The sequence below is a fragment of the Chromobacterium alticapitis genome (assembly GCF_002924365.1).
GTDB lineage: Bacteria > Pseudomonadota > Gammaproteobacteria > Burkholderiales > Chromobacteriaceae > Chromobacterium > Chromobacterium alticapitis.
On record NZ_PQWB01000047.1, the window covers coordinates 24,496 to 37,565 of the forward strand.

Annotated in this window: 12 protein-coding genes; 10 read left to right on the top strand and 2 right to left on the bottom strand. The window is 62.3% G+C overall.

Annotation, left to right across the window (positions count from 1 at the left end; genetic code table 11):
- The first annotated feature begins 93 nt into the window (after window positions 1–93).
- The 9 genes from C2I19_RS11945 to C2I19_RS11985 all read left to right on the top strand — a co-directional run bounded on the left by C2I19_RS11945 (window position 94) and on the right by C2I19_RS11985 (window position 9,746).
- Complete coding sequence (locus tag C2I19_RS11945; protein WP_103902923.1) at window positions 94–798, top strand: phosphoadenylyl-sulfate reductase; 705 nt, start codon at window positions 94–96, stop codon at window positions 796–798.
- A 34-nt stretch (window positions 799–832) separates the two neighbouring features.
- Window positions 833–2,491 carry a nitrite/sulfite reductase gene (locus C2I19_RS11950; protein ID WP_103902924.1) on the top strand — a complete coding sequence of 553 codons (1,659 nt, stop codon included), beginning with the start codon at window positions 833–835 and terminating at the stop codon, window positions 2,489–2,491.
- On the top strand, window positions 2,475–2,984 hold the full coding sequence (locus tag C2I19_RS11955) for a DUF934 domain-containing protein (protein ID WP_103902925.1): 510 nt from the start codon (window positions 2,475–2,477) through the stop codon (window positions 2,982–2,984). Before C2I19_RS11950 ends, C2I19_RS11955 begins: the two co-directional genes overlap by 17 nt.
- 239 nt (window positions 2,985–3,223) lie before the next feature.
- Window positions 3,224–3,913 (top strand): OmpA family protein, encoded by a 690-nt coding sequence (locus C2I19_RS11960; protein ID WP_103902926.1) that lies wholly within the window; start codon window positions 3,224–3,226, stop codon window positions 3,911–3,913.
- A gap of 133 nt (window positions 3,914–4,046) precedes the next feature.
- Complete coding sequence (locus C2I19_RS11965; protein WP_103902927.1) at window positions 4,047–4,982, top strand: bifunctional riboflavin kinase/FAD synthetase; 936 nt, start codon at window positions 4,047–4,049, stop codon at window positions 4,980–4,982.
- A complete protein-coding gene (ileS, locus tag C2I19_RS11970) occupies window positions 4,979–7,756 on the top strand; it encodes an isoleucine--tRNA ligase (protein WP_103902928.1) in 2,778 nt (925 codons plus the stop codon). The genes C2I19_RS11965 and ileS overlap by 4 nt, the downstream gene beginning before the upstream one ends.
- Window positions 7,757–7,828: 72 nt before the next feature.
- On the top strand, window positions 7,829–8,311 hold the full coding sequence (lspA, locus tag C2I19_RS11975; RefSeq protein ID WP_439647047.1) for a signal peptidase II: 483 nt from the start codon (window positions 7,829–7,831) through the stop codon (window positions 8,309–8,311).
- A 91-nt stretch (window positions 8,312–8,402) separates the two neighbouring features.
- On the top strand, window positions 8,403–9,335 hold the full coding sequence (ispH, locus tag C2I19_RS11980; RefSeq protein WP_103902930.1) for a 4-hydroxy-3-methylbut-2-enyl diphosphate reductase: 933 nt from the start codon (window positions 8,403–8,405) through the stop codon (window positions 9,333–9,335).
- Window positions 9,336–9,455: 120 nt separating this feature from the next.
- Window positions 9,456–9,746, top strand: coding sequence for a hypothetical protein (locus tag C2I19_RS11985; RefSeq protein ID WP_146056797.1), 291 nt, complete (start codon window positions 9,456–9,458; stop codon window positions 9,744–9,746).
- Window positions 9,747–9,785: 39 nt separating this feature from the next.
- Here the strand turns inward: C2I19_RS11985 and xseA are convergent, their stop codons facing one another.
- Window positions 9,786–11,150 carry an exodeoxyribonuclease VII large subunit gene (gene xseA, locus C2I19_RS11990; RefSeq protein WP_103902932.1) on the bottom strand — a complete coding sequence of 455 codons (1,365 nt, stop codon included), beginning with the start codon at window positions 11,148–11,150 and terminating at the stop codon, window positions 9,786–9,788.
- Window positions 11,151–11,601: 451 nt separating this feature from the next.
- Between xseA and C2I19_RS11995 the strand changes: the two genes are divergently transcribed.
- Complete coding sequence (locus C2I19_RS11995) at window positions 11,602–12,051, top strand: macro domain-containing protein (RefSeq protein WP_439647046.1); 450 nt, start codon at window positions 11,602–11,604, stop codon at window positions 12,049–12,051.
- Here C2I19_RS11995 and C2I19_RS12000 read toward each other — a convergent pair.
- Window positions 12,048–12,917 carry an ion transporter gene (locus C2I19_RS12000; RefSeq protein ID WP_103902933.1) on the bottom strand — a complete coding sequence of 290 codons (870 nt, stop codon included), beginning with the start codon at window positions 12,915–12,917 and terminating at the stop codon, window positions 12,048–12,050. The genes C2I19_RS11995 and C2I19_RS12000 overlap by 4 nt on opposite strands.
- Window positions 12,918–13,070 lie beyond the last annotated feature (153 nt).

Genomic DNA, 13,070 nt, shown 5'->3' on the forward strand with positions numbered 1-13,070 from the left:
TAAAACCTACAGTCATTAAATACTAACACAATATTCTTTTAGGTTTATAAGCGCTTTGGTTAGGATACCCTCGAACCATCCCCGGAGCGCTTGATGAGCCTGGAGTCCAAACTTGCCGCCACGTCGGCCCTGCTGCAAACGATAGCCGCCGAATACCCAGACGCGGTGCTTGCCAATAGTTACGGCGCCGAAGACATGGTGCTGACCGATCTGATCGCCCGCCTGGCTTTGCCCCTGCGGAGCTTCAGCCTGGATACCGGCCGCTTGCCGGCCGAAACCTACGAGTTGATGCAGCAAGTGGGCGAGCGCTACCCGGATCATCCGGTGCAGGTGTATTTCCCGGAAACCGCCGCCACCGAACAATACGTCAACCTCCACGGCATCAACGGTTTTTACCAGAGCGTGGAACTGCGCAAATCCTGTTGCGCGATCCGCAAGCTGGAGCCGCTCAAGCGCGCCCTGGCGGGCCGTTCCGCCTGGATCACAGGCTTGCGCCGCCAGCAATCGCCCACGCGGCTGGATTTGGCCGACAAGGAATACGACGCCGACAATGGCCTGCTGAAGTTCAGCCCGTTATTGGATTGGACCGAGGCCGAAGTATGGCAGTACCTGCGCGACAATGAGGTGCCGTACAACGCGCTGCACGACCGCCATTACCCCTCGATAGGCTGCGCGCCCTGTACCCGCGCCATCAGCGTGGGCGAGGACATCCGCGCCGGCCGCTGGTGGTGGGAAAACCCGGAAACCAAGGAATGCGGGCTGCACGTCAAGGCCAGTCCGCTGAAGCGCCCCGTCTGACCCGCCGCCATAGGCTTTTCTGCTGGAATCCAATATGTATCGTTACGATGAAGTCGACCACCGCCTGGTGCGGGAACGCGTGGAGCAGTTCCGCGATCAGACGCGCCGCTTCCTGGCCGGCGAGCTGACCGAGGACGAGTTCCGCCCGCTGCGGCTGATGAACGGCCTGTATATCCAGCGCCACGCGCCCATGCTGCGCGTGGCCATCCCGTACGGCCACCTGCGCAGCGAGCAATTGCGCAAGCTGGCCGATATCGCCCGCCGCTACGACAAGGGCTACGGCCATTTCACCACCCGACAGAACATCCAGTTCAACTGGCCGGCGCTGGAGAGGGTGCCGGACATTCTCGAAGAATTATCCACGGTGGAAATGCACGCGATCCAGACTTCCGGCAACTGCGTGCGCAACACCACGACCGACGCCTTCGCGGGCGTCGCCGCCGACCAGTTATTCGACCCGCGGCCGTATTGCGAAATCATCCGCCAGTGGAGCACGCTGCACCCGGAATTCGCCTTCCTGCCGCGCAAGTTCAAGATCGCCGTCTCCGGCAGCGTGGAGGACCGCGCGGCCACCATGGTCCACGACATCGGCCTGCATGTCAGCCGCAACGCGGACGGCGAGGCGGGCTTCAAGGTCATCGTCGGCGGCGGCCTGGGCCGCACGCCCATGGTGGGAGAGGTGATACGCGAATTCCTGCCGCGCCAGCACCTGCTGACCTATCTGGACGCGGTCTTGCGCGTGTACAACCGTTTTGGCCGACGCGACAACAAATACAAGGCGCGGGTCAAGATCCTGGTCAAGGCCATGACGCCGGCAGGTTTCGCCGCCAAGGTGGAAGACGAATGGCTGCATCTGAAAGACGGCCCGGCGACGCTGCGCGACGAGGACGTCGCCCACTACGCCAGTTTCTTTGACGATCCGGCTTATCCGGACTTGGCCGATCATCCGGCCGAGTTGAGCGCCCCGCTGGCCGAGGACAAGGCCTTCGCCCGTTGGTATGAGCGCAATACGCGCGAACACCGCCAGCCCGGCTACCGCTCGGTGGTGCTGTCGTTGAAGGAAACCGGCGCGCCGCCGGGAGACATCACGGCAGAGCAGATGGAGGCGGCGGCAGACTGGGCGGACCGCTTCGGCTTCGGCGAACTGCGTGTGGCGCACGAGCAGAACCTGGTGTTGCCGGACGTGGCGCAGAAAGACCTGTACGACTTGTGGCGGGAGGCCAGGCAGCAGCGCATGGCCACGCCCAATATCGGCCTGTTGACCGACATCATCAGTTGCCCGGGCGGCGACTTCTGTTCCTTGGCCAACGCGCGATCGATTCCGGTGGCCAACGCGATCCAGCAAACTTTCGACGACCTGGACTATCTGCATGATCTGGGCGAGATCGCCTGCAATTTTTCGGGCTGCATGAATGCCTGCGGCCACCATCACATCGGCAATATCGGCATACTCGGCGTCGACAAGAACGGCGAGGAGTGGTACCAGATCACGCTGGGCGGCAGCCAGGGCAGCGACACCGCCATCGGCAAGGTGATAGGCCCGTCCTTCGCCCAGGCCGACGTGCCGGTGGCCTTCGGCAAGATCATGCAGGTCTATGTCGAAAAACGGCAAGGCGGAGAGCGCTTTATCGAAACCCTGCGCCGCGTCGGCGTGGAACCGTTCAAGGAGAGAGTCTATGCCCCGCTACATTAAGCACGGCGAGGAGCGGCGCGACGAATGGACGCTGCTGCGGCCGGACGAGCAGGGCGGCTTGCCTGCGGCGCCCGCGGAGGCCGACGTGATCGTGCCCCTGGCCGCCTGGCTGGCGGACGCGGCGCAATGGCAGGCCCGGCCGGGCCGGGTGGGCGTGTGGCTGGCGCCGGACGATGAGCCCGCGCGGCTGCTGCCGCATCTGCCCAGCCTGGCCGTCGTGGCGATTGACTTTCCCGCCTTTACCGATGGCCGCGGCTATAGTCTCGCCAGGTTGCTGCGCGAGCGATATCATTTCGATGGGGAACTTCGGGCTGTTGGCGATGTCTGGCAGGATTTGATCCACCCTTTGTGGCAGGTGGGATTCGACGCCTTTCTGATCAAGGATGGCAAGCGGCTGGATGTGAAGGGTTATTACAATACCTTTAGCGATGGCTATCAAGTCACTTATCGTCAGCCGCAGCCACTGTTTCGCCGGCGCGTCACACAGCCGTAATGTGTCGCGTGCGGGAGACAGGTTTTTACGATAATTAGCGAAATGTGATGCATTTGTGCAACGTTTGACTGGCGTCGCGTCCGGCCCCGTGTTGACATGGTGTTGCTGGATTCCTATAGTGCGGGTTAACTGCATCAACACAGCATGTAGCCATCTCTGATGTTTGCAGTCAACTTGTTCGCGTGGTCTTTGCGTCAGCCCGCATTGCGACCCATTTTATAGATTAAAGAGGGAATAACATGACTAAACAGCTGAAACTGAGCGCACTGGTTGCCGCCCTGTTGGTTTCCGCTAGCGCTTTTGCTGCTAAACCGGGTTACGCCGTAGACCAGTCCACCGACGGTGTTGTTCGCAACAACTACGGCGAATGCTGGCGCACCTCCACCTTCGACAAGGCCGCCAACGGTCTGGTTGAATGCGGCGACCGCGAAGCGGCCAAGCCGGTAGTCGCTGCTCCGGTTGCTCCGAAGCCGGTTCTGGTTCCGATGAAGGAAAAAGTGACCCTGTCCGCCAAGGTTCTGTTCGACTTCAACAAGTCCACCCTGCGCGCCGATGCCAAGAACGAACTGGATCCGCTGGTTGCCAAGCTGAAGGCCCACGCCGGCCAAGGCCACCTGACTGGCGTTGAAATCGACGGTTTCACCGACTTCATGGGTTCCGACAAGCTGAACAACGCTCTGTCCCAGAAGCGCGCCGACGCTGTTAAGTCCTACTTCGTGAACGAAGGCGTGCCGGCCGAGAAGGTAACTTCCGTTGGCAAGGGCAAGGCTGAAGCCAAGATGTCCGAAGAGTGCAAGGCCAAGTTCCCGAAATACGTGAAGAACAAGAAGCAAAACGCCGAAATCAAGGCTTGCATCGAGTCTGATCGTCGCGTTGAAGTCGTAATCGACGCCGTGAAGGAAACCATGGTTGAGCAGCCGGCCAAGTAAGCCAGACGCCTCCATGAAAAGCCCCGCTTATGGCGGGGCTTTTTGTTTTTTGCGCCGCTGGCATCATGGCTGGACGCTGTCGGCTGCTGGCGGCTACAATCGACGGTTTCAGGACGTGTAAAAAAGACCGCAAATGCAGGTATTTCTGGGGGATCCGCGTCGTTTCGCCCTGCCGGGCTGCGCGTTGACCATAGGCAATTTCGATGGCGTGCACCAAGGGCATCGCCGCATGCTGCAAAGGCTGCGCCTGGAGGCGCAGGCGCGCGGGCTGCCGACCGCTTTGTTGACGTTCGAGCCGCACCCGCGCGAATTCTTCAGCCGCGCCGCGCCGCCGGCCCGGCTATCGACCTTGCGCGACAAGTTCGCCCTGCTGCGGGGGCTGGGGCTGGTGGACTATGTGTTCGTCTACCGCTTCAACCACAGCTTCGCCAATATGACGGCATCGCAATTTGTCGATCAGGTTCTGGTGGAGGAGCTGCAGACGCGTTATCTGCTGATTGGCGACGATTTCCAGTTTGGCGCCGGCCGCAAGGGACATTTCGACCTTTTGGCCTCCTGTCCGCATTTCGCCACCGAGGCCATGCCCTCGGTATTGGTGCAGGGCGAGCGCGCCTCGAGCACCCTGGTCAGGGAAAAACTGGCCTTGGGCGATCTGGATGCGGCCAACGCCTTGCTGGGCGGGGTATACCGGATATCGGGCAAGGTGATGCACGGCAAAAAATTGGGACGCACTATAGGCTTTCCCACCGCCAACATCCACTTGCCGCATTTGAAGCCGGCTTTGCAGGGCGTGTTCGTCGTCGAGGTCGATACCCCGGATGGGCGGCTGGGCGGCGTGGCCAGCCTGGGTTTGAATCCCACGGTCAGCGATACGCCCGACTACAAGCTGGAAGTGCATCTGTTCGATTTTTCCGGCGATTTGTACGGCCAGCGGCTGACCGTGCGCTTCCTGAAGAAACTGCGCGATGAAGCGCGCTATGATGATTTGGCGACGCTGGTGGCGCAGATAGAACGCGACGCGGCCAGCGCCAAGACCTATTTGACAAGTTTGCAGCGAGAGCAGGCATGAGCATCGATTATCGTAAAACCGTAAACCTGCTGGATACACCCTTCGCCATGCGCGGGGATCTGGCTAAACGCGAACCGGCCTGGGTCAAGCGCTGGCAGGAAGAAAAGCGCTATGAAAAGCTGCGCAAGCTGTCCGCCGGCCGGCCCAAGTTCATCCTGCATGACGGCCCGCCGTACGCCAACAACGACATTCACCTGGGCCATGCGGTCAACAAGGTGCTGAAGGACATCATCGTCCGCTCCAAGACGCTGGCCGGTTTCGACGCGCCCTATGTGCCGGGCTGGGACTGCCATGGCCTGCCGATCGAGCTGATGGTCGAGAAGCTGCATGGCAAGGACATCCCGGCCGCCAAGTTCCGCGAACTGTGCCGCGAATACGCCAAGGAGCAGGTGGCGCGCCAGAAGAAGGGCTTCATCCGCCTGGGCGTGCTGGGCGATTGGGACAATCCCTATCTGACCATGGACTTCAAGACCGAGGCCGACATCGTCCGCACGCTCGGCAAGATTTATGAAAACGGTTATCTGAGCAAGGGCGAGAAGCCGGTGCACTGGTGCATCGAGTGCGGCTCCTCGCTGGCCGAAGCCGAAGTGGAATACGAAGACAAGGTGTCGCCGGCGATCGACGTCGGCTTCAAGGTGATTGACGCCGACAAGGCCTCCGCCGCCTTCGACGCGGACGCTTCCGGCGCGCTGGCCGTGATCTGGACCACTACGCCGTGGACGCTGCCGGCCAACCAGGCCGTCGCCGCCGGCGCCAATCTGGATTACCAATTGGTCGATACGCCCAAGGGCAAGCTGATCCTGGGCAAGGATCTGGTCGAGTCGGCGATGAAGCGCTATGGCGTGGAGGAATACCGCGTGCTGGGCGAGGCCAAGGGCGAGGCGCTTGAATTGATCGCGCTGCAGCATCCGTTCTACGCCCGCCAGGTGCCGGTGATTTTGGGCGATCACGTCACCACCGACGCCGGCACCGGCCTGGTGCACACCGCGCCGGCCCACGGTCTGGAAGACTTCCAGGCCGGCCTGCAGTACAAGCTGCCAATCGCCAATCCGGTGGCCGACGATGGCCGCTACAAGAGCACCACCGAAATCTTCGCCGGCATGCTGGTGTGGGACGCCAATCCGCGCGTGATCGAGACGCTGGAGTCGCATGGCACGCTGGTGCACAAGGCCAAGCTGGAGCACAGCTACCCGCATTGCTGGCGCCACAAGACGCCTATCATTTTCCGCGCCACGCCGCAGTGGTTCATCAGCATGGACCGCAAGGCCAATGGCGGCGAGACGCTGCGCGAGATCAGCCAGCGCGCCGTGGACGCTACCGAGTTCTTCCCGGCCTGGGGCCGCGCGCGCCTGGACGCGATGATCAAGAACAGCCCCGACTGGTGCGTGTCGCGCCAGCGCAACTGGGGCGTGCCGATGACTTTCTTCATCCACAAGGAGTCGGGCGAGCTGCATCCGCGTTCGGCCCAGCTGCTGGAGGAAGTGGCGCTGCGCATCGAGCAGCAGGGCATCGAAGCCTGGTTCAGCCTGGACGCCAGGGAATTGCTGGGTGACGAGGCCGAGCAATACCGCAAGCTGACCGACACGCTGGACGTATGGTTCGACTCCGGCGCCACTCACTTCGCGGTGCTGAAGCAGCGCCCGGAGCTGGCTTGGCCGGCGGATCTATACCTGGAAGGCTCGGACCAGCACCGCGGCTGGTTCCAGTCATCGCTGAAGACCGGCTGCGCCACCATAGGCCGCGCGCCGTACAAACAGCTCTTGACCCACGGCTTCACCGTGGACGACAAGGGCTACAAGATGTCCAAGTCCAAGGGCAACGGCATCGCGCCGGAAGAGATCTGCGGCACGTTGGGCGCGGACATCCTGCGCCTGTGGGTGGCCAGCGCCGACTACTCCGGCGACATGTCGCTGTCGCAGGAAATCCTGAAGCGCACCACGGAAAGCTACCGCCGCCTGCGCAACACCATCCGCTTCCTGCTGTCCAACCTGTCGGATTTCGATCCGCTGGAGCACGCCGTGCCGCTGGGCGAGATGGTTGAGCTGGACCAGTACGCGCTGTTGCGCGCGAGAGAGGTGCAGGAAAAAGTGGTGGGCGAGCTGTACTCCCGCTACGCCTTCCACCACGTGGTGCAGGACGTGGTCGGTTACTGCTCGGAAGACCTGGGCGCGTTCTATCTGGACGTGATCAAGGACCGCCTGTACACCACCCAGGCCGACAGCCGCGCCCGCCGCAGCGCGCAGACCGCGCTGTACCACATCACGCGCAGCCTGCTGCTGATGGTGGCGCCTATCCTGTGCTTCACCGCGGACGAAGCCTGGAACGTGCTGGTGGATAGCGAGGAAGAGTCCACGCTGTATCACATCTGGCACGAATTCCCGGCCCAGGCCGCGGAGCGCGAGGCTGCTCTGTCCATCAAGTGGCAGGCCATCCGCGAGCTGCGCGCCGCCGCCAACAAGGAAATCGAGACGCTGCGCAGCGCCGACAAGCTGGGCTCGTCCTTGCAGGCGGAGTTGGACATCGCCGCGCCGGCCGAGCTGGCCCGCCAACTGCTGAGCCTGGGCGAAGAGCTGAAGTTCGTGCTGATCGTGTCCAAGGTGACGGTGAGCGAGGCGGCCGAACTGGCCATCCGCGTCACGCCGTCGGCGCATGAAAAGTGCGAGCGCTGCTGGCACTATCGCGTCGACATCGGCAGCCATGCCGGCCACGGGGCGGTGTGCGGCCGCTGCGTGGATAACCTGGACGGCAAGGGCGAGCAGCGGCTGCATGCCTGACTCGTCGGATCCGGGGCCGCGGAGGCGGCCCCGTCTGCAATTGGGAACCGATAGATGGATTCTGCAATGACTATGAGCGGCGATCGCCGATGGTCGAAGTGGTTCGCGCTGGCGGCGCTGGTCATCGTGCTGGACCAGCTCAGCAAGCTGTATTTCAACGGCAGCTTCCAGTATGGCGAAGCGAGGCCGGTGATAGACGGTTTCTTCAGCTTCACGCTGATCTACAATCCGGGCGCGGCGTTCAGCTTTCTGCATGACGCTGGCGGCTGGCAGAAGTATTTGTTCACGCTGCTAGCCTTCGCCGTATCCGGCTGGCTGGGCTGGAGCATCGTCAAGGGCCGTTTCGCCGGCCTGATGAACCTGGCCGCGGCCTTCATCATCGGCGGCGCGCTGGGCAATGTGATAGACCGGCTGGCGTATGGCCACGTGATCGACTTCATCCTGGTGCACTACTACAACCAGTGGTACTTCCCGGCGTTCAACCTGGCCGACTCCTTCATCTGCGTAGGCGCGGCCTTGATGGTGCTGGACAGTCTGAAGAAGCCGGCGCGCTGAGCGCGGCGGCGCTTGACCAAAGCGATGGCCCGCGGCGCGGGCCATTCGCGCATTCGCCGGGCAAGACCCTGGCCTGATTAAGGAAATACGGATGACGAAGACCATCATGCTTGCCAATCCGCGCGGCTTCTGCGCCGGCGTGGATAGGGCCATCGCCATCGTCGAGCGCGCCATCGAGCTTTACGGCGCGCCCATCTACGTGCGCCACGAAGTGGTGCACAACCGTTTCGTGGTGGACAATCTGCGCGCCAAGGGCGCGGTGTTCATCGAAGAACTGAAGGATGTGCCTGCCGGCAGCACGCTGATCTATTCCGCCCACGGCGTGCCGTTGTCGGTGCGCGCGGAGGCGGAGGCGCTGGGCTTGACGGTGTTCGACGCCACCTGTCCGCTGGTGACCAAGGTGCATATCGAGGTCAAGCGCATGCGCCAGGCCGATATGGAAATCATCATGATAGGCCACGCCGGCCATCCGGAAGTGGAAGGCACGATGGGGCAGGCCGATGCCGGCATGTATCTGGTGGAGAACGAGGCCGACGTGGCCAGGCTGCAGGTGAGGAATCCGGAGCAGTTGTCCTATGTCAGCCAGACCACGCTGTCGGTGGACGAAACACGCGACATCATCGCCGCGTTGAAGGCCCGTTTCCCGCATATCCACAGCCCGAAGAAGGACGACATCTGCTATGCCACGCAGAATCGGCAGGATGCGGTGAAGCTATTGGCGGAGCAGTGCGATATGGTGGTGGTGGTGGGCTCGCCCAACAGTTCCAATTCGAACCGGCTGCGCGAAGTGGCGGCGCTGAAGGGCGTTGACGCCTATATGGTGGACAACGCGGACCTGCTGGAGCCGGACTGGTTCGCCGGAAAACGCAAGGTCGGCGTGACGGCCGGCGCCAGCGCGCCGGAAGTGCTGGTGCAGGCGGTGATAGACCGGATCAAGACTTTCGATGTCAGCCAGGTGGCGGAGCTGCCCGGCGTGGAAGAGAACACGGTATTCGCGCTGCCGCCGGCGCTGCGGCAAGGCTAACCGTCAGTCCAGCTTGCGCAAAAACCTGTCCTCGGACAGGTTTTTTTTGCGTATGTAAAGTGGTTTTAGGTTGAGGTTTACATGCTTGGCGTGCTTGTTTGGTATGATATTGGAATAATAATGAATAATCGCGCCACGCTTGTCTCTAACCAGTTCCTAGCGGATGAAACTATGAAATTCATGAAACCGATCTTGTCGCTGAGCATCGGCGCATTGCTGGTTGCGTGCGCCTCTCCCTCTGGTTCCAATGGCGTAGCAGAGGAAGAAAAGTATTCCGATGCCACCTATATCACCGGCAGCAATATACCGCATCATGATGGCGGTAAAACCGAGACGCTAAGCGATTCCGCCCAGCAGCAATTGTTTGACCAAATTCGGCGAGGCGAGGTTAGCAAGACTGGCAAGCCCTAAGCCTTGCCCGTAGGCAAGGCTTCCGGAACGGCATGCCTGTTAAAACGGCAGTTCCGGCTGCACGCCATGCGCATGCTCGATGCGCGCCTCGACGCTGCCTTCCGCCAGCCGCAGCGTGACTTTCTCATGATCGAGCAATTCGGCCGGGCTTTTCACCGGCTGGCCGTTTTGCTTCTGCACAATGGCGTAGCCGCGCGCCAGCACCGCCTCCGGGTTCAGCGCGGTCAGCGTGGCCTCCAGCCGCGCCAATTGCTGGGCGCGGCGTTCCAGCAGGCGGTCGCGCGCGCGCAGCAGCCTGGCCTGCCGTTGCTGCAGGCTCTGGATCTGGCCCGCCAGGTCCGGCTGGTGGCGAGCGAGACGGGTGCTGGCCAGCTGCAGACGCCAGCGGCCCTGCTCGAAGGCGCCGTGCACGCGTTGGCGCAGCGTTTGCGACAGCGCATTCAGCTTGTCGGCTTGCGTCCGCAGCTTGGCGCCGGGATGGGTCAGCCGACGGCCTAGGAAGTCCAGTTGCTGGGCTTTGTCGGTCAGCAGCCGGCTCAGCGCGCGTTCCAGCGCGCGCCTGGTTTGCTCCAGCTGCATGGCTAGGTGTTCGCGATTGGGCGACACCAGTTCCGCAGCGGCGGTCGGTGTCGGCGCGCGGCGGTCGGCGACGAAGTCGCAGATGGTGAAGTCGGTTTCGTGGCCGACGCCGCTGACGGTGGGAATGGGGCAGGCCGCCACGGCGCGGGCGACGATCTCTTCATTGAACGACCACAAGTCCTCTATGCTGCCGCCGCCGCGGCAGACGATCAGCACATCCACTTCCTCGCGTTCCCCTGCCGTGCGGACGGCGTCGGCGATCTGCCGCGCCGAGCCTTCACCCTGCACCTGGGCCGGATAGAGGATAAGCGGGATGCCGGGCATGCGGCGGCGCAGCGTGCTGACCACGTCGCGCAGCGCGGCCGCGGCGGGGGAGGTGACGATGCCGATGGCGGCCGGATGGGCGGGCAGCTCGCGCTTGCGGGCGGTATCGAACAGCCCCTCAGCCTGCAGCTTGGCCTTCAGCCGTTCGAAGGCCTCGTACAGCCGTCCCAGGCCGGCCGCGCGCATTTCGCCGACATTGATCTGAAACTCGCCGCGCGCCTCATACAGGGTCACCTGGCCGCGCAGTTCTACTTGCATGCCTTCCTGCGGGCGGAACGGCAGTTGCGACAGCTTGTGGCGGAACATCACGCAGCGAACCTGGGCGCCGCCGTCCTTCAGCGAGAAATACGCGTGGCCGGAGGCGGCCAGCGTCAGGTTGGAGATTTCGCCGCCTATCCATACCGGTGGAAGGCCGGCTTCGAGCAAGTCGCGCGCCATCCTGTTGAGCGAGGTGACGCTGATTACATCTTGGTTACGCTCAAAAAAATTTTGACTTGTCAAGTGATCCACAATCGCTCACTGGAGTAAATGTTCAGGGCCTGCCATGTTGGCGAGGTCGGAATAGTGTTTGGTATCTGATTTAAATTTCAATAAAATCAATAGCTTGATTTGTTTCCTCCTCAGGCGGAAAAAGCCACGGAAGCCTGTGCCGGCGGGCCTTTTAGGCGGCTGTGCACCGACTTGTCAACAAAGTTATCCACAGCATGGGCAGGCCACGGCGGGGCGGCGCTTTGCTCGAATGTAAATGTTAATGGCATATCATCGACTGAGTAAACGCTTGCTATTTGCGCCTGGGGACCGCGCCGCATCGCCCGGTCTGAAGGCATGATATCAACAGCGTGCCTGCCGGGTAGCCTATCATCGGGTATGCGGGCGAGGGAGGCGATCATGGCGGCTTTGTTGCGATGTGTCCAGGCGGACATCACACGGATGGCGGTGGACGCCATCGTCAATGCCGCCAACAAACAGCCTGCTGGGCGGCGGCGGCGTGGATGGCGCGATTCACCGCGCGGCAGGGCCGGCCTTATTGGAAGCCTGCGCCAAGCTGGGAGGCTGCCCCACGGGCGAGGCTAGGCTGACGCCGGGCTTTGGCTTGCCCGCGCGCTATGTGATTCATACCGTCGGGCCGGTTTGGCGCGGCGGCGGCCATGGCGAGGCCGAGCTGCTGGCCGCGTGTTATCGCAATTGCCTCGCGCTGGCGGCGCGGCACGGCGCGGCCAGCATCGCCTTCCCCGCCATCAGCTGCGGCGTTTACGGCTATCCGCTGGACGCCGCCTGCGCGTTGGCGGTCGAGACGCTGCGACGCTGGCTGTCGGAGCGGCCCGAAGTCCGGCTCGAGGTGCAGCTGGTGGCGTTTGATGTGCGCGTGCGGAATGCCTACCAGCGCGCGCTGGCGGCCTAGCTGACTTCGCCCTTGGATGGCCGCGGCAGCTGGCCGCCGCAGTGCTTGCAGAAATGCGCATCCCAATCATGGCCTTCGCTGAAGCAGTGCGGGCATAGTCTAGTGGCGGAGCGGTTTTCGGGCACAGGGTCGGGGGTGCTGCGAGCGATCTCAGCGCTGACGATGCCGGTGGGCACCGCGATGATGCCATAGCCGGTGATCATCACCAGGCTGGCCAGCGCCTGGCCTAGCGGCGTTTTAGGCGTAATGTCGCCGAAGCCGACGGTAGTCAGCGTGACGATGGCCCAGTAAATGCTGATCGGAATGCTGGTGAAGCCGTGTTCCGGCCCTTCTATGACATACATCAGCGTGCCCAGCACGATGACCAGCAGCACCACGGTGACCAGGAACACGGTGATCTTGCGCTGGCTGGCCAGCAGGGCCTTGCGCAACTGGGCGGCCTCGCCCAGATGGCGGCTGAGCTTGAGGATGCGGAACATCCTGAGCAGACGCAGGATGCGGATGTCGGCCAGGAAGCGGCTTTCCGGGATGAACAGGCCCAGATACAGCGGCAGGATGGACAGCAAATCTATGACGCCGAAGAAGCTTTTCACATAGCGCAGCGGTTTATGCACGCAGATCAGCCGCAATGCGTACTCGATGGTGAACAGAATGGTGAAGGTCCAGTCCAGAGCGGTCAGCAGCGGACCGTATTGCTGGCGGATGGACGATACGCTTTCCAGCATCACGCACATGACGGACAGCAGGATGGCGGCGAGCAGCGCCATGTCGAAAATGCGGCCGGCGCGAGTGTCGGCCTCGTAGATGATGATGTACAGCTTGCGGCGCCAGCCGGACAGCGGAATCAGGTTTTCCTGGATGGGCATAGGAACCTTGCTTGTGTTTGCATTGACTATAACAAAGCGGTTTTAGACGGGGGCGACTGGCGTTTAGTTTGCGGGATATAAGCAAACAATATTAGGTCGCCCGCGCCGGATTGATTATGATGCCGTGGAATATCGGCATTGTCATTTTAGCTG

Excerpts from the sequence above, each read along its gene's own strand:
- C2I19_RS11955 (WP_103902925.1), top strand. The coding sequence starts at position 2,475 with ATGCCCCGCTACATTAAGCACGGCGAGGAGCGGCGCGACGAATGGACG.
- C2I19_RS11995 (WP_439647046.1), top strand. The coding sequence starts at position 11,602 with ATGCCGCCAACAAACAGCCTGCTGGGCGGCGGCGGCGTGGATGGCGCG.
- C2I19_RS11945 (WP_103902923.1), top strand. The coding sequence starts at position 94 with ATGAGCCTGGAGTCCAAACTTGCCGCCACGTCGGCCCTGCTGCAAACG.
- C2I19_RS11965 (WP_103902927.1), top strand. The coding sequence starts at position 4,047 with ATGCAGGTATTTCTGGGGGATCCGCGTCGTTTCGCCCTGCCGGGCTGC.
- lspA (WP_439647047.1), top strand. The coding sequence starts at position 7,829 with ATGAGCGGCGATCGCCGATGGTCGAAGTGGTTCGCGCTGGCGGCGCTG.
- ispH (WP_103902930.1), top strand. The coding sequence starts at position 8,403 with ATGACGAAGACCATCATGCTTGCCAATCCGCGCGGCTTCTGCGCCGGC.
- C2I19_RS12000 (WP_103902933.1), bottom strand. The coding sequence starts at position 12,917 with ATGCCCATCCAGGAAAACCTGATTCCGCTGTCCGGCTGGCGCCGCAAG.
- C2I19_RS11960 (WP_103902926.1), top strand. The coding sequence starts at position 3,224 with ATGACTAAACAGCTGAAACTGAGCGCACTGGTTGCCGCCCTGTTGGTT.
- ileS (WP_103902928.1), top strand. The coding sequence starts at position 4,979 with ATGAGCATCGATTATCGTAAAACCGTAAACCTGCTGGATACACCCTTC.
- C2I19_RS11985 (WP_146056797.1), top strand. The coding sequence starts at position 9,456 with ATGAATAATCGCGCCACGCTTGTCTCTAACCAGTTCCTAGCGGATGAA.
- C2I19_RS11950 (WP_103902924.1), top strand. The coding sequence starts at position 833 with ATGTATCGTTACGATGAAGTCGACCACCGCCTGGTGCGGGAACGCGTG.